This is a genomic window from Paenibacillus sp. GCM10027628 (assembly GCF_042676385.1).
Taxonomy (GTDB): domain Bacteria; phylum Bacillota; class Bacilli; order Paenibacillales; family NBRC-103111; genus Paenibacillus_E.
Genome location: NZ_JBHTHA010000011.1, coordinates 147,123 through 164,191, shown reverse-complemented (window position 1 = coordinate 164,191; position 17,069 = coordinate 147,123). Strand labels below are relative to the sequence as shown.

18 protein-coding genes are annotated in these 17,069 nt (G+C 47.9%); 17 read left to right on the top strand and 1 reads right to left on the bottom strand.

Going from position 1 to position 17,069, the window contains the following annotated elements; translation table 11 throughout:
• Positions 1-16: 16 nt before the first annotated feature.
• The 8 genes from ribE (at position 17) to ytfJ (ending at position 5,950) form a co-directional block, all read left to right on the top strand.
• Positions 17-688 (top strand): riboflavin synthase, encoded by a 672-nt coding sequence (gene ribE / locus ACFQZT_RS12365; protein ID WP_379300117.1) that lies wholly within the window; start codon positions 17-19, stop codon positions 686-688.
• Positions 689-712: 24 nt separating this feature from the next.
• A complete protein-coding gene (locus ACFQZT_RS12360; RefSeq protein ID WP_379300115.1) occupies positions 713-1,939 on the top strand; it encodes a bifunctional 3,4-dihydroxy-2-butanone-4-phosphate synthase/GTP cyclohydrolase II in 1,227 nt (408 codons plus the stop codon).
• 34 nt (positions 1,940-1,973) lie between these two features.
• The gene (ribH, locus tag ACFQZT_RS12355; RefSeq protein WP_379300113.1) at positions 1,974-2,444 is read left to right on the top strand and encodes a 6,7-dimethyl-8-ribityllumazine synthase; all 471 of its coding nucleotides are present in this window, start codon (positions 1,974-1,976) and stop codon (positions 2,442-2,444) included.
• Complete coding sequence (locus ACFQZT_RS12350) at positions 2,384-3,085, top strand: site-2 protease family protein (RefSeq protein ID WP_379300111.1); 702 nt, start codon at positions 2,384-2,386, stop codon at positions 3,083-3,085. Before ribH ends, ACFQZT_RS12350 begins: the two co-directional genes overlap by 61 nt.
• A gap of 16 nt (positions 3,086-3,101) precedes the next feature.
• Positions 3,102-3,893 carry a segregation and condensation protein A gene (locus ACFQZT_RS12345; protein WP_379300109.1) on the top strand — a complete coding sequence of 264 codons (792 nt, stop codon included), beginning with the start codon at positions 3,102-3,104 and terminating at the stop codon, positions 3,891-3,893.
• The gene (gene scpB, locus ACFQZT_RS12340) at positions 3,877-4,479 is read left to right on the top strand and encodes an SMC-Scp complex subunit ScpB (RefSeq protein ID WP_379300455.1); all 603 of its coding nucleotides are present in this window, start codon (positions 3,877-3,879) and stop codon (positions 4,477-4,479) included. Before ACFQZT_RS12345 ends, scpB begins: the two co-directional genes overlap by 17 nt.
• A gap of 163 nt (positions 4,480-4,642) precedes the next feature.
• Positions 4,643-5,338: a DUF2953 domain-containing protein gene (locus tag ACFQZT_RS12335; RefSeq protein ID WP_379300107.1), complete on the top strand. Its 696-nt coding sequence runs from the start codon at positions 4,643-4,645 to the stop codon at positions 5,336-5,338.
• Positions 5,339-5,446: 108 nt separating this feature from the next.
• Positions 5,447-5,950, top strand: a complete 504-nt coding sequence (gene ytfJ, locus ACFQZT_RS12330) for a GerW family sporulation protein (RefSeq protein WP_379300105.1) — start codon at positions 5,447-5,449, stop codon at positions 5,948-5,950.
• Positions 5,951-6,008: 58 nt separating this feature from the next.
• Here the strand turns inward: ytfJ and ACFQZT_RS12325 are convergent, their stop codons facing one another.
• Positions 6,009-7,304, bottom strand: a complete 1,296-nt coding sequence (locus ACFQZT_RS12325; RefSeq protein WP_379300103.1) for an ArsB/NhaD family transporter — start codon at positions 7,302-7,304, stop codon at positions 6,009-6,011.
• A gap of 249 nt (positions 7,305-7,553) precedes the next feature.
• On the opposite strand from ACFQZT_RS12325, the gene ACFQZT_RS12320 reads away from it, so the two are divergent.
• From ACFQZT_RS12320 to ACFQZT_RS12280, 9 genes are all read left to right on the top strand, one after another.
• The gene (locus tag ACFQZT_RS12320) at positions 7,554-8,747 is read left to right on the top strand and encodes a D-alanyl-D-alanine carboxypeptidase family protein (protein WP_379300101.1); all 1,194 of its coding nucleotides are present in this window, start codon (positions 7,554-7,556) and stop codon (positions 8,745-8,747) included.
• Between the two features lie 13 nt (positions 8,748-8,760).
• A complete protein-coding gene (locus tag ACFQZT_RS12315; RefSeq protein ID WP_379300099.1) occupies positions 8,761-9,360 on the top strand; it encodes a nucleoside recognition domain-containing protein in 600 nt (199 codons plus the stop codon).
• Positions 9,361-9,366: 6 nt separating this feature from the next.
• Complete coding sequence (locus ACFQZT_RS12310; protein ID WP_379300097.1) at positions 9,367-9,900, top strand: spore maturation protein; 534 nt, start codon at positions 9,367-9,369, stop codon at positions 9,898-9,900.
• A gap of 64 nt (positions 9,901-9,964) precedes the next feature.
• Positions 9,965-10,711 carry a pseudouridine synthase gene (locus tag ACFQZT_RS12305; protein ID WP_379300095.1) on the top strand — a complete coding sequence of 249 codons (747 nt, stop codon included), beginning with the start codon at positions 9,965-9,967 and terminating at the stop codon, positions 10,709-10,711.
• Between the two features lie 85 nt (positions 10,712-10,796).
• Positions 10,797-11,333 carry a thiol-disulfide oxidoreductase ResA gene (gene resA / locus ACFQZT_RS12300; protein ID WP_379300093.1) on the top strand — a complete coding sequence of 179 codons (537 nt, stop codon included), beginning with the start codon at positions 10,797-10,799 and terminating at the stop codon, positions 11,331-11,333.
• A gap of 25 nt (positions 11,334-11,358) precedes the next feature.
• Entirely contained in the window at positions 11,359-13,023 is a 1,665-nt protein-coding gene (gene resB, locus ACFQZT_RS12295) for a cytochrome c biogenesis protein ResB (protein WP_379300091.1), read from the top strand.
• Positions 13,020-14,273: a c-type cytochrome biogenesis protein CcsB gene (gene ccsB, locus ACFQZT_RS12290; protein WP_379300089.1), complete on the top strand. Its 1,254-nt coding sequence runs from the start codon at positions 13,020-13,022 to the stop codon at positions 14,271-14,273. Before resB ends, ccsB begins: the two co-directional genes overlap by 4 nt.
• Before the next feature lie 54 nt (positions 14,274-14,327).
• Positions 14,328-15,041 (top strand): response regulator transcription factor, encoded by a 714-nt coding sequence (locus ACFQZT_RS12285; protein WP_379300087.1) that lies wholly within the window; start codon positions 14,328-14,330, stop codon positions 15,039-15,041.
• A gap of 1 nt (position 15,042) precedes the next feature.
• Positions 15,043-16,926: an ATP-binding protein gene (locus ACFQZT_RS12280; protein ID WP_379300085.1), complete on the top strand. Its 1,884-nt coding sequence runs from the start codon at positions 15,043-15,045 to the stop codon at positions 16,924-16,926.
• The last annotated feature ends 143 nt before the right edge of the window (positions 16,927-17,069 follow it).

Sequence of the window (17,069 nt, the reverse complement as noted above, 5' to 3'; positions counted from 1 at the left end):
AGAATGGAGGGCTGGCATGTTTACCGGCATTATTGAAGAAATCGGCCGCATGCGCCGCATCCATAGTCAAGGACAAGCGATGGTGTTGACGATAGGCGCCAAGAAAGTGCTCGAAGACGTTCATCTTGGCGACAGCATCGCCGTTAATGGGGTTTGCTTGACGGTGATTGCTTTTGACACGGATTCCTTTTCCGTGGACGTGATGCCTGAAACGTACCGCAAAACCAATCTGCGCAAGCTGCAAACCGGCACACGCGTCAATTTGGAGAGGGCCATGGCAGCAAACGGACGCTTCGGCGGACATATCGTTCAAGGACATGTTGACACGACGGCGACGATAAGCTCCCGTACCCCCGAAGAAAATGCGGTTGTCTACCGGTTTGAACCGGAGAACAAGCAAATTTTCAAATATATCATTGCAGGCGGCTCGATCACGATCGATGGCATTAGTCTTACGGTTGTGAACGTGACGGACCGTGAGGTTTCGGTCTCCATCATCCCGCATACGCTTGCGCAAACCGTACTTTACGATAAAAAAGCCGGAGATACGGTGAATATCGAGTGCGACGTGCTCGGTAAGTACATGGAGCGTCTTCTCGGATTCGGTCCGTCAGGCGCGGCCGGAGGTCATTCAAGCGGGCAAGGCTCATTATCGGAAAGCTTTTTAGCCGAGCATGGCTTCATGTAGGTTCAGAGTTAGGAGAGATGAACAATGACTGACATACGTTTTAATTTGATAGAAGAAGCGATTTCCGATCTCATGCTGGGCAAAGTCATTATCGTTGTGGATGATGAGGATCGTGAAAATGAAGGGGATTTTATCGCGCTCGCGGATAAGGCGACTCCTGAAGTGATCAATTTTATGATTAAAGTAGGTCGTGGCCTCGTGTGCGTGCCGATTACCGAAGAGCGGGCGCAAGAGCTTGACCTCCCGCCGATGGTCGCTCGCAATACAGACTACCATGGCACAGCATTTACCGTTTCTGTCGATCATGTCGAGACGAGCACCGGAATTTCTGCCCATGAACGTTCTCGTACGGTCCAGGCGTTAATCGATGCCCGAACGAGACCGCAAGACTTCCGCAGACCCGGTCATATTTTTCCGTTGATAGCCAAAAAAGGCGGCGTGCTCCGCAGAGCAGGGCATACCGAGGCCGCAGTCGACCTGGCCAAAATGTGCGGCTCTTATCCGGCAGCTGTCATCTGTGAAGTGATTAAAGAAGACGGTACGATGGCACGTGTACCTGATCTTATGGAAATCGCAGCCGAGCATGAGCTGCGCATCATTACGATTCAGGATTTGATTCATTACCGGAATCAAAAGGAGAAGCTCGTCGAGCGTGAAGTGGAGATCAAGCTGCCGACCGATTTTGGCACATTCAAAGCAATTGCCTATACCAATCAGTTGGACAATAAAGAGCATGTGGCGCTGGTAAAGGGAACGATCGACCCCGAAAAACCGACTTTGGTGCGCGTACACTCCGAATGTTTGACCGGCGATGTGTTCCATTCGCACCGCTGTGATTGCGGCCCGCAACTCGATGCTGCATTAAAACAGATTGATGAAGAAGGCAATGGTGTATTATTATATATGCGTCAGGAAGGTCGCGGCATCGGCCTGATCAATAAATTGAAAGCCTATGCGCTGCAGGAGCAGGGATTCGACACGGTTGAGGCGAATATTAAGCTTGGCTTTGCTCCGGATCTTCGGGATTACGGCATCGGGGCGCAAATTTTAAAAGATCTCGGTATTCGCCAACTTCGCCTTCTGACCAACAATCCACGCAAAATTAAAGGCTTAGAGGGCTACGGCCTTGAGGTTGTCGAGCGGGTAGCCATTCAAATGGAAAGCAAAGAGCATAACCTGAATTATTTGCAGACCAAAAAGCAAAAACTTGGACACATGCTTGAGTTTCACGACTCCGGCAGCGGCATTTAAATACGGAACTTAAAGAGTGAAAGGGAGAAATCACATGTCAAAAATTTATGAAGGTCATTTAGTCTCGCAAAACTTGAGATACGGCATCGTTGTCGGCCGTTTTAATGAATTTATTACATCCAAGCTGCTGGGCGGCGCTCAAGACGCTTTGAAACGCCACGGCGTTCAAGATGATGAAGTGGAAATCGCCTGGGTGCCTGGTGCTTTTGAAATTCCTTTAATCGCGCAAAAAATGGCTGAAAGCGGCAAATATGACGCCGTCATTACTTTAGGTACAGTCATTCGAGGCTCAACGCCGCATTTCGATTATGTGTGCAGCGAAGTTGCGAAAGGCGTATCCGCCATCAATTTGAAAACAGGAGTGCCTACGGTGTTTGGCGTATTGACCACGGATTCGATTGAACAAGCGGTTGAACGTGCCGGCACTAAAGCAGGCAACAAAGGTTGGGAAGCGGCAGTTACCGCTATCGAAATGGCCAACTTGACGAAACAATTGACTTCCTAATGCTTTCTTATTTCCATCTGGAAACCTTGCTGCCTCGGCTGTTCGCTTTTCTCATCGCCATGACGTTGCATGACGCGGCGCATGCCGGAACCGCATGGTTATTAGGAGATCGGACAGCCCGGGAGGGTAAAAGATTATCGCTGAACCCCTTGGCACACTTAGATGCTTTGGGGCTCGCGATGATTGCTTTCGGCCCTTACGGTTGGTCGAAAAAGCTTCCGGTTGACGTGGCTCGCTTTCGCTTACGACCAAGGTTGTCGAATACGCTTGTTTATCTCGCAGGTCCTTTTATGAATCTATTACTCGTCTTTTTCTTCTGGTGGTTGAATTTCTTTCTGCCTTCTTGGATAGGAGGCGGTATCGAAACAATGGCCGTGGAACAATGGCGAGTTTATTTGCAGTATTGCGTAATTGTGAATTTAATGGTATTAATCATACATATATTACCGTTGTATCCGCTAGACGGATGGTACATCCTTAAAGGACTCGCCGCAAGCCACAATCAAAGTTGGTTTGAGCGAAATGAACGTTATGGTTTACTGCTTGTCCTACTTTTGATGATAACGCCTATCGGTCAATGGGGATTGGCACACGCCTATCCGATTGCCGCGCAGCTTGTGATGAATATATTTGCACTATGACAAGGGGGATTGCTGGATGAAAGTCACTTATAAACTGGAAGCGTTTGAAGGCCCCCTTGATCTGCTGCTGCATCTTATCGATAAGAACGAACTGGATATTTATAATATTCCGATCAAAGAGATCACCGATCAGTACTTGGCCTATGTGCAGGCGATGCAAGAGCTGGAGCTGGAAGTCACGAGCGAATTCCTGGTAATGGCGGCAACGCTGTTATCCATTAAGAGCAAGATGCTCTTGCCGAAGCCGCCGGTTATTGAATTTGATGAATATTATGATGAGTTCGAAGATGAGCTGGATCCTCGAGCCGAACTCGTCGCCAAACTGATCGAGTACCGAAAGTACAAGTCGATCGCGGATATGCTCAGGGATAAAGAAGTAGAGAGAAGCATGGTGTATACCCGCGAGCCGGAAGATTTAACGCCGTTTTTGCCGGTTGTACATGAGAATCCGGTTGAGGGATTGGATGTCGCCGATTTATTATTCGCTTTTCAACGCACCTTGCGGAAGCTGGCCAATCGCAATATCGTCGCCAGAATTCGTCGCGATGAAATTTCCGTGAAAGACCGCATGCGAGAAGTTGTAGATATGCTCAAATTCAAAGGCGGGAAACTGCTTTTCTCTAAGCTTTTCGACTATGAAATGACACGTGAAGAAATCGTCGTCACCTTCTTGGCTTTACTTGAGTTAATGAAAATGAAAAAGATTATGTGCTTCCAGCATCAGCTGTTTGAAGACATTGTCATCCATGCGAAAGAGGAGGATTCTGAAATTGACGCTCAATTTTCAACAGATGAAATCAATTATTGAAGGACTGCTCTTTGCTTCCGGCGACGAAGGCTTGGATGCCAAGCAATTGGCTGAAGTGTTGGAGCTCGACGTGCATCTGGTTCACGACTTGGTCCGCGAAATGAAGACGGACTTCAAGCGCAAAGGCAGGGGCATTCAAATCGTTGAGGTGGCCGGCGCTTACCAATTGACAACGCTCGCCGAGCATGCGCCATATTTTGAACGGCTTGCGTATTCGCCCTCGCGCTCATCGCTCTCTCAAGCAGCACTGGAAACATTATCGATCATTGCTTATAAACAGCCGATTACAAGAGTGGAAATTGAAGAGATCCGCGGCGTTAAATGCGACCGCGCCTTGCAAACGCTAACCGCCAAAGACCTGATCGAAGAAGTGGGCAGGGCCGAAGCTGTAGGAAGACCTATCTTATATGGCACCTCGAAACAATTTCTTGAATATTTCGGGCTTAGCTCGATTCAAGAGCTTCCGGATTCCACAAGCATCCAAGGGACTTTTGACTTAGAGGAAGAAACACGCATGCTGTTTGATCGATTAGGCGATGATCAGAAGCAGATTACGTTTGAGGATATGGATAAAGTCGTCGAATAATGCTTTTCACATACTCCGATATGCATTTCATTTCCTTTTCAAGGTCATACTAACTCCAATGGCGAGAAGATTCTTTCTTGCGGTGGAGTTTTTTTGCTGTACAGGAAATAGTTCAAAGCATTTCTATTCATAAATGGGGGATCTTGAGGGAGGGATCTGCGCGTTGTTTTGGTTAGGCCTAGTTGGCTTCCTTATTGTGATCGCACTTTTAATTACCATGTTTAGTTTTATTCGCGGAGAGTTTTATTTTTCACGGGTAAAAGACAATGACACGCTTTCGATGGAAATGAGAGCTTTATTTGGGTTGGTGCGATACCGGTATGTCATTCCGATTATTCAATTTAAAAGTTTCGCACAGGGGATTATGATTAAATCCGAAACTGTGAATAAAACTAGCACTGAACTTAAAGATGCGACCAAAGATCACATAACGAAGGAAAAAGTCGTTGAGTTTTTCAAACAAGCGAAGATTGCCCTTGTGAATACCCTGAATTTTTATGATTGGATGAAGCAAACGTTAGCTAAAGTACAGTGCACCGAAATAAAGTGGATTACACGCATTGGCATCGGTGACGCACCTGAAACCGCGATTACAACAGGAGCCATTTGGGCTATTAAATCTTCCTTGCTCGGCTTTGCAGCGAAGTTCGTACAAGTCCAAACAAGGCCTCGGGTTGAAGTCATCCCTCAATACAACGAACCGCAATTTTCAACCGAGTTTCGGCTTGCGGGCCGCATCCGGGTATGGTTTGTATTGTTTGCCGGCGTACGGCTCCTGGCGAGAGCGGCCAAGATAAAGGGAGGAATACGCACTTGGTACCAAATTTTCTTAAAAGCTAGAGCCAAAATGGCATCTTGATTTTTGTACATAAGGGCATTCCCGCGAGGGCACTATAAAAAAGAACCATTATTGCTCTTTCAAGCTTATGGCTTTCACTATCTACGAAAAAAAAGGAGGAATATCAAGATGTCCGAACATCCGATTCAAGGTCTCATGAAAGTAGCGATGGAAAATATTAAAGAAATGGTCGACGTCAATACAATTGTCGGCGATCCTGTTGAGACCCCAGATGGTAGTGTCATCATGCCTATCTCCAAAGTTGGTTTTGGCTTCGCGGCAGGCGGAAGCGAGTTCGTTACAGACTCCGAAATTGAGATCGAAGGCGGCGCTATTAATAAAAGCGATGCATTAAATGCAAAAGTTGCCCTTCCTTTTGGCGGCGGCAGCGGCGGCGGGGTATCCATTACACCTATCGCTTTCCTCGTTGTTGGTAAAAATGGGGTAAAAGTGGTTCCGCTTGACAATCAAACACACATACTGGAACGTTTGATCGATTCTGCGCCTCAAGTAGTGGATAAAATCCAGAGCATGCTTAAAGGCGTTGGAACCAAGACGGCGAGCAACTTGGGTACTGCGACAACGGGTTCAACGAGCGTAACGAATATCGAAAATCAGAACTTTATCGTTTAATGGGATGAAGAGCAAAGAGCTGATCTCGCGGTTGCGGGCAGCTCTTTTTTGTGCGTTTTTACATCAAGTAGCGCAGGTACACATAAACTTGCGCCAGCATCAATGAAATAATCGTAATGGGTGCGCCGATTTTTAGAAATTCCCAATAACTAAATCCTTTTCCTTCTTTCGTGGCAAGACCTGCGACAATAACATTGGCAGAAGCCCCGATAATGGTGCCGTTGCCTCCTAGACATGCGCCAAGCGCCAGCGACCACCACAAGGTGTTCACTTCCGGTGAATTCACAGACAGGCCGAGACCTGCCGCCATGTCTTTGATTAACGGAATCATCGTAGCGACAAAAGGGATATTGTCAATCGTTGCCGAGGCTATGCCCGATCCCCATAAGATGAGCACGGAAGCGATTCTGATGTCCCCTTCGGTTACGTCCAAAGCTTTCATGGCCAAATCTTTGATCAATCCGACCTCTTGCAGCCCTCCCACCAAGCTGAACAACCCCGCAAAGAAAAAGATCGTCACCCACTCTACTGCGTCGAATGCGGTCTCTACATCATGCTCTTTCAGACCAAAAAGCATAAGCAGAATTGCGCCTGTAATCGCTACAACAGCTGCATCAACATGGATGACGGCATGGAGCATGAAACCGAGGATGGTCAGCGATAAAATGACGAGCGACTTTCTCATGAGAACGTGATCTCTAATCAAATCTTGTTCCTTCATCTCCATGAGCTTTGCTTGAAGCTCAGGGTTTGGTCTTAATTGATTCTTATAAATCCAATAAAGTATGAATAACGTGACTCCCATAATGATGACTGTGATGGGTGCGAGATGAACTAAAAAGGCATTAAAAGTAAGATGAGGGTTAGCGGAGCCAATCATGATATTAGGCGGATCGCCAATCAGGGTAGCTGTACCTCCAATGTTGGATGCGATGATCTCGGCTAATAAGAAGGGGACCGGATTCACTTCCAGAATACGTGTAATCGCAAATGTCACGGGTACAACCAATAATACGGTTGTAACGTTATCCAAGAGCGCTGATCCGAAGGCCGTTAGTACGGACATGGCCAATAATATCCGCAGCGGATCTCCTTTCACCCGTTTAGCCGCGCGAACCGCGGCGAATTGAAATACGCCGGTTTGATTCGTAATGCCTACAAGAATCATCATCCCGATCAAAAGAGTGATGGTTTCCCATTCGATGTACTGCTGAAAAGCTTTGTGGACGTCGAGAATACCCACGAAGACCATAATTGCGGCACCGAGCAAAGCGATCACTGCGCGATTAACCTTTTCCGAAATAATGAGTGCATAGGTGATTAAAAAAATAATCAGTGCGAGCCATGTAAGCATGTTAGCCCTCCTTGTCTATGTGTAGTTTGTGCGGAGAACCCCAAAAAATGCAAAAAGAAGCCTGCGTTGGCAGGCTCCTCCGGTGATCTCCGTATGAAATTCTATCTCATTATAGCGAGAGGCGTCCGGTTTGTAAATAACCTGGTTCAAGGTCTATCCCCGCTAGAGAAGCATATACTTGTACAAAGTTTTGGCATGAGCGAGCAAAAAATATTTTTGATACAAGCTCTTTCGCGTAGGAGGAAGAAAATGAAGAACAGAGTCGTCAATACGATCTTATGGACATTGATTGTCGTCTTTCTATGGACACCTTATGGACAAGCGGAGGCTGCCCCGCCTGGAATCAGTACGAACGCGACCGGAGCATCGCTTATTGATGTGGAATCCGGACGCATTCTATACAGCGTTAAAGGTGACGTGCCGATGCGTATTGCCAGCTTGACCAAGATCATGACGGCGATCGTTGCCATTGAGAACGGCAAGCTAAATGATATGGTAAAAGTTAGTAAAAACGCGTTCGGCAAAGAAGGCTCGTCCATCTATCTCAAACTTGGCGAAGAAATGCGCCTGCACGATATGCTGTATGGCCTGATGCTGCGTTCGGGCAATGATGCGGCGACTGCCATTGCCGAACATGTTGGCGGGAGCGTGGAAGGCTTCGTCTACATGATGAATGAAAAGGCGAAAATGATCGGCATGGATCATTCGAATTTCACGAATCCGTCCGGGCTAGATGAAGGCGAAGGCCATCGTGCCAGCGCTAACGATATGGCCAAGCTGACCGCCTATGCATTGAAAAACCCGATTTTTCAAGAAATCGTGAGCACGAAAATGAAAAAGGTACCGAATCCGAATGAAAAATGGGATTACACGTGGTTCAATAAAAACAAGATGCTGTCGATCTTCGAAGGATCGGACGGTGTCAAAACGGGATATACCAAGCTGGCCAAGCGCTGTTTGGTTTCGTCGGCGACGCGAAATGGACAACAGCTTGCCGTCGTGACTCTTGACGATTCGACTGATTGGGCAGATCATGCCAGATTGCTCCAATACGGATTCAAGAATTATCCGCTTCAGCAAGTGACGTTAAAAGGAGGGACTGTTGAAGGCAGCCCATGGGTAGTCGGCCGTTCTTTTTCTTATCCGCTAGGGGAAGGGGAGGCAGGCTCCATTAGTAAAAAGCTCGTATTTACGGATACGGCATCAACGAATTACCGTCTGGGAGAGAGAGGGATCATTCAGATTTATCTGAATCAGAAGCTGATCCAAAACGTCCCTTTGTACGATAAAGCAAGTGCCCGCATGCAAGAGTCCGATCAATCCACGTTCAGTTTTAAAGAAGGAAAGGCTTACCAGGAAACATTGACTACGAAATATCTACTGATCTGTAGAATGCTAGTACAGAAATTATTCACGTTCTCTATGTCCGAATGGGCCGACTAGGGGGGATTCAGCAATGGTGAATTGGATTTGGTTGTTTTTTATTGTTGTAGGATTCGTCGTGGCGGCGTTTAACGGCAATGTGGAGATTGTGACCCAAGCTGCTTTTGATGGGGCGAAAAGCGGAGTGACTGTGTGCTTCGGACTGATCAGCATTCTCGTTTTTTGGCTAGGCATGATGCGAATCGCCGAAGATGCGGGGTTACTTGGCAAGCTTGCGATTCTTTTGCGTCCGGTTGTACGATTTCTTTTTCCCAGTGTCCCGAAAAACCATCCGGCATTAGGCTACATCATGTCCAATATGAGCGCTAATATATTAGGGTTGGGAAATGCAGCCACGCCAATGGGGATCAAAGCGATGCAGGAATTGCAGAAGCTGAACACGGATAAAGAGACAGCGAGCCCGGCAATGTGTACCCTTCTGGCATTAAATACGTCGAGTATTACGCTCATTCCGACTACGCTGATTGCCATCCGAATGAATTTTAATTCCGTGAATCCGGCTGAAATCGTCGGGACCACGCTCATTGCCACAGCGATATCGACGGCTGCAGCAATTCTAGTGGATCGTTGGTATCGAAGGTCGCGTTCGCCCATACCGCCTTTGAAAGGATGATTACACATGTACGCCTTCATTTCGCTTCTATCGGCATGGGCTATCCCTGTCATGATTGTTTTCATACCTTTATATGCTGCATACCGTAAAGTTCCGGTCTATGAGTCCTTTGTGGACGGGGCGAAAGAAGGGTTTGATACGGCTATTAAAATTATTCCGCATCTCGTCGGCATGATGGTCGCGATCTCGGTTTTTCGCGCATCGGGAGCGATGGATATCTTACTTGGCTGGATGCGGCCGTTTTTCGAGAACCTGGGCATCCCGACCGAGGTGCTGCCGCTAGCGATTCTGCGCCCTATTACGGGTGCGGGGTCTTTGGCTTTTACGACCGATCTTATCGAGCAATTCGGGCCTGACTCCATGATCGGGCGCATCGCATCTACCGTTCAGGGCAGTACAGACACGACGCTTTACGTGATAACGGTGTATTTCGGCGCGATCGGCATCCGCAAAGCGGGCTACGCGCTTAAAGTCGGATTGATCTCCGACCTCGTAGGTTTTGTGGCATCCATCGTTATCTGTTACCTTGTTTTTGCTTAAATCGCTGCGCTCTTGTGATTTACATGCAACTCCGTTATCATTAGCATGAGGTGAATAGCGGATCATGGAAAGACTGCAAAAAGTTTTAGCCGAAGCGGGAATCGCATCCCGCCGGAAATGTGAGGAAATTATTACAGCCGGGCGCGTGCAAGTGAACGGAGAAGTTGTCACTACGCTCGGGGTGAAAGTGAACTCGCAGGAAGATGAAATTAAGGTAGATGGACGAGCCATCAACCAACAGCAAAAAATATATGTGCTTTTGAATAAACCCAAGGGCGTCATTACAAGCGCGACAGATCCTGGCGGACGGAAAGTCGTCACCGATTTCTTGCCCGGCATTAAAGAACGTGTCTACCCGGTCGGTCGTCTCGACTACGATACGGAAGGCCTTCTACTTCTGACCAATGATGGGGAATTCGCGCATTTGTTAACACACCCGAAACATCATGTACCCAGAACCTATCAGGCTACAGTTAAAGGTGTGCCTCATGGTACGCTTCTCGATAAACTAAGAACAGGCGTTCAATTAGAGGATGGAATGACCTCTCCGGCGGAAGTGGAATATGCGGACGTGAATCCGGAGAGAAATGAATCGATCATTGAGATCACGATCTATGAAGGCAGAAACCGACAAGTACGACGTATGTTCGAGTCGATCTCATTTCCGGTTATCCGTCTTAGACGAATAAAGTTTGGTCCGATCTTCCTGACAGGAGTGCCGCGAGGGAAGTATCGCCATCTCACCGTGAGTGAAATCAAAGAGCTGAAGGACGCTGCGCTCTCGACACATAAAGTTCAAAAAGGCCAATAGGAATTGGCCTTCTTTTCGTTATAATGAACATATAAACGTATGTGAAATGGTTAACAATGTTATGTAAAAGCGAAGGTGATTGAGTGTGGGTGCAAAAAAGAAATGGGTACAGATGGCGATATTTGCTGTTGTGCTCATTATTGGCGTATTTACCATTATTACGAATTTATCCGCCGCGGATAGCAAGAAATACCCGCAAGTAGGGGATAAAGCGCCCGATTTCTCCTTGATCGGTTTGGATGGAAAAACGCATAAATTGTCGGAATATAAAGGAAAACCGGTGCTGGTTAACTTCTGGGGAACATTCTGCCCGCCATGCAAAGAAGAAATGCCGGATCTCCAAAAACAATATGACAAATGGAACTCTCAAGGCGTTGTCTTCCTGGAAGTGAACGTCGATAAAAACAAAGTGACGGTACAGGGATTCATGGACCAGTATAAGCTGAACCTGCCTGTATTGCTGGATGCGAAGGAAGAAGTGCGCAAAAAGTACGGTGTTATGGATTATCCCACGACATTCTTTATAAATCCGGACGGTAAAGTCGAAGTGAAAAAAATCGGGCAAATGACGGAATCGTTTATTGACCAAACGCTTGCCCAATTAACAGCCAAAGCGAAATAAACTGAAGGTTTTTTAGGAGGACATCATGTTTCACAACACCAAATGTGATTGCGGGCATCAGAATCCGACCGGTACCACGCTTTGCGAATCGTGCGGGAAGCCGCTCATTGATGAGGATGGTACTGATCTGCTGGAGATGCGCTATGACGGAATGGCCCGCCGCTCTCAGAAGTCGAATCCTTCCGTACTGGATAAAGTCTGGAATTTCTTCTCCTCGGTTAAAATAGCGGTAGGTATTATTCTAGCGACTGTTGTGGCATCAGCGGTTGGAACGATTTATCCGCAGGAAAATACGTTTCTTGATATGGATCCGGCCCAGTATTATGCACAGAACTACGGAACGCTCGGTAAAATTTATCATTTTCTGGGCTTCTCTCATACATTCAGCTCATGGTGGTTTATCACGCTATTGTTTATGATCGGGACTTCGCTTGTCGTATGCAGTCTAGACCGTGTGCTTCCGCTTTACAAGGCTCTGTCCAAACAGCAAATCCGCAAACACGAAAGCTTTTTGACAAGGCAAAAGGTTACGTATGTCGGGTCGTTGCCAGAGAACGCGCGAGCCGAAGAGTGGACAAACCAGTTGGGGGCATCACTTCGAAAAAAGAATTACCGCGTACATACGGATGGAACAGCGCTTCTGGCTGAGAAATACCGATTTAGCCGGTGGGGGCCCTATATTAACCATATTGGACTTATCATTTTTCTGTTAGGTGTGTTGATGCGAAGCATTCCCGGATGGCACATGGACGAATATATGGGCATTCTCGAAGGCGAAACCAAGCAAATTCCTCATACTTCTTTTTATTTGAAAAATGAGAAGTTCAATCTCGAGCTATACGATGACAAGGAATTGCCGGAAAGCATCAAAGATAAAGGCCAAATCGTACCGAAAACATACGAGACCAAGGCTGTTTTATATCATTGTACAGCCAACTGTGACGATCCTTCGAAAGAACCTCAGCTCGAAGAAGTGTATAAAGCGGAGATTCTAGTCAATCATCCTTTGGACTACAAAGGTTTGCAAGCGTATCAATTCGATTACAAAGCCTCACCGATGCTAATCTCAGTTAAGCCCACGATCAGTAATCCGCAAACAGGCGAGTCTTATGGCAGCTTTGAGCTGCCGATGAACAATCCGAAGGATGAGTATCAGGTCGGTCCTTACAATTTGAAGTTAAAGGGATATTTCCCGGATTTCGGATTAGATGACAAAGGACAGCCGATCAGCAAATCGAATGAACCGAAAGCGCCTGCATTTATTTTTAGCATTACGGGGCCCGGCCTTGCTGCGAATGGCGAGCCGTACATGTATTTCCCGAGACAAATTGATAAAGAATCATACTCCCAAGATGCGATTAACGGCGCTATCGCCAAAAAGCTTAACATTGCAGTAGGCTCGATGGAAGGCGTGCAATTCGCCCAATATACGTCTTATTTGAACATTCGTGTGGATAAGGCGATGCCATACATATGGGTAGGATCCGCGATTTTCATGATTGGCGTTATTATGGGGTTTTACTGGCAACATCGCCGGGTCTGGCTTCGCATTGATGGCGATCAAATCACGCTCGGAGCGCACACGAACAAGAACTACTTTGGATTACGCAATGAAGTGGCAGCTGCGCTAACTAAGAATAACATTACGATTTCGCCAAAATTGTTAGATAAAGGAGGAAAGCAAGGGTGAATGTCAATTCAGTCAGCAGTACGTTTCTACTTATCGCCTTTTTTGTATATTTGTTAGCCTTTTTGCTTTTCGTCCTCTCCATAACAGGGAAAAGGTGGAGCAATCGCGATCCTGAAGAGCATACCAAACGCTGGGGCTTTGTCGCTTTCATTGTTTCTGTTATCGGTTTTGCCTGTCAAGTGACGTTCTTCTTTACAAGATGGGCGGAAGGCGGCCATATTCCTACATCGAATATGTATGAGTTTATGACCTTTTTAGGCATGATGATCATGTTTGCGTTCCTGATTGTCTATCTGATCTATCGGACGCCTGTACTTGGTGTTTTCGCTTTGCCGATCGGATTCATTATGATTGCTTACGCATCCGTGTTTCCGAGCGAAGTACAACCATTAATTCCTGCCTTACAAAGCTATTGGCTCAAAATTCACGTGACAACGGCAGCAACGGGGGAAGCTTTCTTCGGTGTCGGTTTTGCAGGCGGATTGATGTACTTGCTGCGAGCCGTTGATTTTAAAGGAACTTCCAAGCAGGATAAGCGGGAACAACGAGGCATCGAATTAACGCTGTTTTTCATTTTGATGCTGGTTGCTTTCATAGGCAGTATTTTCACATTTAACGGATCGGGATATAAAGCGACATTTACCAAGCAAGTGACGGATGCACAAGGCCAACAGCAGACCAACACGCAGAATGAAACTTATGTGCTGCCTCCCATTGTTCAGCCTCATGGCATGCAAGTGGTTGAAATGAAACCTTTTCTGGGCATGACAGAACCCCTGTTCACTGCACCATCCTGGATGGAAGGCGCTAGTGCGGGCCGCAAGCTAAATACAGTTATCTGGTCGCTTTTGGGCGGGTTCATTCTTTACGTTCTGGCTAGATTGATTGCGCGCAAGCCGTTAGGAGCGGCCATCTGTCCTGTTGTAAAAGGCATGGATCCTGAGGATCTGGACGAGATCAGCTATAGGGCGATCGCCATCGGCTACCCGATCTTCACACTAGGCGCGTTGATCTTTGCGATGATTTGGGCGCAAGAAGCTTGGGGACGTTTCTGGGGATGGGACCCCAAAGAAGTATGGGCATTAATTACTTGGTTGTTCTACGCGGTATTTTTACATCTGCGTCTTTCCAAAGGCTGGATAGGAAAGAAATCGGCATGGTTAACGGTCGTAGGATTTATTGTGGTTATGTTTACGTTAGTCGGGGTGAATCTGGTCATTGCCGGTCTCCACTCTTACGCGGGTGTATAAGGAAGGGAACTTGTTTCAACAAAACCTCTATAAGGGAGAAGGGTGTGACGCTCTATGGATATGAAGGCAAGCATATTGGTTGTTGACGATGAAGAACGGATTCGCAGATTGCTGCGGATGTATTTGGAAAAAGAAGGCTATATTATCGAAGAAGCGGAGGATGGGGAAACTGCGCTGCGCATGGCGTCCGAGACGGACTACGATCTGGTGCTGCTCGATGTGATGCTGCCGGGCATTGACGGCATTGAGGTTTGTTCCCGTCTTCGTCAAGTGAAGTCCACACCGGTCATCATGCTGACGGCCAAAGGGGAAGAGACGAACCGGGTAAGCGGTTTTGAGGTGGGTGCTGATGACTATGTCGTTAAGCCATTCAGTCCGCGTGAAGTGATTTACCGGGTTAAGGCGATCCTTCGCCGCTCCTCAGCGACTGCTTATTTATCCAAGGATGCCGGATCCAGCAATAATATCGTATTCCCCAATTTGGTGATTGAGCATGATGCGCACCGGGTAACTGCAGGCGGGCAGGAGGTCGCTTTAACGCCGAAAGAGTACGAGCTGCTGCATTATCTGGCAGTTTCCCCCGACAAAGTGTTCTCTCGTGAGGAACTGCTCAAAGACGTATGGAATTACGAGTTTTTCGGGGATTTGCGAACCGTAGATACGCATGTGAAAAGATTGCGCGAAAAACTAAACAAAGTATCCCCGGATGCTGCTGCGATGATTACGACTGTATGGGGAGTAGGCTATAAGCTAGAGGTGCCTAAATAACGTGTTTATTTTCAGAAGCGTCGTAGGAAAGTTGTGGTTAACGATTATTGGCCTGGTTGCGGTTGTACTGCTCATACTGGGCTTTTTTCTTGTCAATTATATGGGGAATTATTTCGCTCAAGCTAAAGGTCAAATGGAGAAAACGATAAAGATGGCGCAGCGGTTTTCGGATGAAGCCTCTCGCCATATGTACGATAACCAATTCTATCTTTTGAGCAATGAATTGTTAAGCTTCCAGGACGCGAAAATGCTTGTGGTCAATACCGACATGAAGGAAACTGCTATGCCTCAGGTTGAAGGCAGCAGTGTAGCTGCATTCCATGCTACTGACTTCTTCACGGAGAGCGAGCTCAAGCAAGTTTTTTCCGGTCAGGTACAATGGAAGCAAATGAGCAATTCCAGCGGCGGCCATTTATATACAAGCGCTGAGTATTTGGTCGTTGCGGTGCCGTTAAAAAATCAACTGGGTACTATTGTCGGGGCGACATTGCTTTACCAATCCCTTCAATCGTTTGAAGCAACGCAATCATATATGCTGCGGCTATTCATTTATGTATCGATTGTTGGCTTCCTGATGACCACTTTTTTCGCGTTCTTCCTGTTCTCGCGAATTACGCGCCCGCTGCAGCAGCTGAAAAAAGCGGCGGATCTGATTACACTCGGCGAATATGGAACGCGTGTCCCGATCCTCTCCAAGGATGAGATCGGTGAGCTCGCCAAAACCTTTAACCATATGGGCGGTAAAATGCAGGAGAGCGTGAGAGCCCTTAGTGAAGAGAAAGAGCATCTGTCCAGCATTTTGCGAAGCATGACGGATGCCGTGATTACGCTGGATGCAGACGGTTCAGTCATGCTGACCAACCCGCAAGGAGAGAAGATCGTTCAAGAGTGGGGCACGATCGATTGGTCCGATGACGAAGGCTCGGAGCGCTTCCGCAAGCCGGATACGTCGCTCGGTGACTGGGGGCTGACCAGTTATAGCAAGCTGGAATCCGAGCCCATCCCGGTTCCGCTTATCCCTCTCTTTGAAGCTGTCGTGGCCGAGTCGTCCGAAGCTGCCTCGAAACTGTACGTGCAGAATGGCGTCTGGTCCGTCGCCATGACGCCGCTCTACTCGCGCGAGCAGGTGCGAGGCGCCGTCGCGGTTCTGCGCAACGTGACGGAAGAAGAGCGCCTTGATAAGCTGCGCAAGGACTTCGTCGCGAACGTGTCGCACGAACTGCGTACGCCGCTTTCGATGCTCCAGGGCTACAGCGAAGCCCTGCTGGACGACATTGCCTCCTCGCCGGAGGAGCGCAAGGAAATGGCGCAGGTCATCCACGACGAGTCGCTCCGCATGGGGCGGCTCGTCCGTGACCTGCTCGACCTGGCCCGGATGGAAGCGGGCCATCTCGAGCTCTACTTCAGGGAGGTCGAAGTCGACTCCCTGGTGAAACGCATGCACCGTAAGTTTACGGTGCTGGCCAAAGAGCGCGGCATCGCGCTTAGCGCCGAGCTGCCGGAGCAGCCCCTCATCCTCCAGCGGGCGGATGAGGATCGTCTCGAGCAGGTGCTGACGAACCTGCTCGACAACGCATTCCGGCATACGGTCGGCGGCGCTCGTATTGCCGTGAAGGCGGAGCCGGCTGTCTATAAGGATCAGCCGGCGATCCGCATTGAGGTCACCGACGAGGGGAAAGGGATCCCCGCCGATGACCTGCCGTATATCTTTGAGCGCTTTTATAAGGCCGATAAAGCGCGTACGCGTGGATCTTCAGGCGGTACGGGGCTGGGCCTCGCCATCGTGAAGAACATTATCGACGCGCATCAAGGCAGCGTAACGGCTCAGAGTTCACTCGGTCAAGGGACAACCTTCACCATCTTGCTGCCTTGCGACCCAAAGTGAGAATTGCGTAACAATTTCGACAAATAAAGAGGCGTTTGCTGGAGAAAGTCTCAGCAAACGCCTTTATTTTGTAGAATTATCAGAAAAAATCTTGTTGTTCGTGAAACAAATGAAAGGAAGTTTAAAAAGCCCACTTTCAAAAC

Bases quoted from the DNA above. Each gene is read 5' to 3' on its own strand.
- ribE (WP_379300117.1), top strand. From the start codon at position 17: ATGTTTACCGGCATTATTGAAGAAATCGGCCGCATGCGCCGCATCCAT.
- ACFQZT_RS12360 (WP_379300115.1), top strand. From the start codon at position 713: ATGACTGACATACGTTTTAATTTGATAGAAGAAGCGATTTCCGATCTC.
- ribH (WP_379300113.1), top strand. From the start codon at position 1,974: ATGTCAAAAATTTATGAAGGTCATTTAGTCTCGCAAAACTTGAGATAC.
- ACFQZT_RS12345 (WP_379300109.1), top strand. From the start codon at position 3,102: ATGAAAGTCACTTATAAACTGGAAGCGTTTGAAGGCCCCCTTGATCTG.
- scpB (WP_379300455.1), top strand. From the start codon at position 3,877: ATGAAATCAATTATTGAAGGACTGCTCTTTGCTTCCGGCGACGAAGGC.
- ytfJ (WP_379300105.1), top strand. From the start codon at position 5,447: ATGTCCGAACATCCGATTCAAGGTCTCATGAAAGTAGCGATGGAAAAT.
- ACFQZT_RS12325 (WP_379300103.1), bottom strand. From the start codon at position 7,304: ATGCTTACATGGCTCGCACTGATTATTTTTTTAATCACCTATGCACTC.
- ACFQZT_RS12320 (WP_379300101.1), top strand. From the start codon at position 7,554: ATGAAGAACAGAGTCGTCAATACGATCTTATGGACATTGATTGTCGTC.
- ACFQZT_RS12315 (WP_379300099.1), top strand. From the start codon at position 8,761: ATGGTGAATTGGATTTGGTTGTTTTTTATTGTTGTAGGATTCGTCGTG.
- ACFQZT_RS12310 (WP_379300097.1), top strand. From the start codon at position 9,367: ATGTACGCCTTCATTTCGCTTCTATCGGCATGGGCTATCCCTGTCATG.
- ACFQZT_RS12305 (WP_379300095.1), top strand. From the start codon at position 9,965: ATGGAAAGACTGCAAAAAGTTTTAGCCGAAGCGGGAATCGCATCCCGC.
- resB (WP_379300091.1), top strand. From the start codon at position 11,359: ATGTTTCACAACACCAAATGTGATTGCGGGCATCAGAATCCGACCGGT.
- ACFQZT_RS12285 (WP_379300087.1), top strand. From the start codon at position 14,328: ATGGATATGAAGGCAAGCATATTGGTTGTTGACGATGAAGAACGGATT.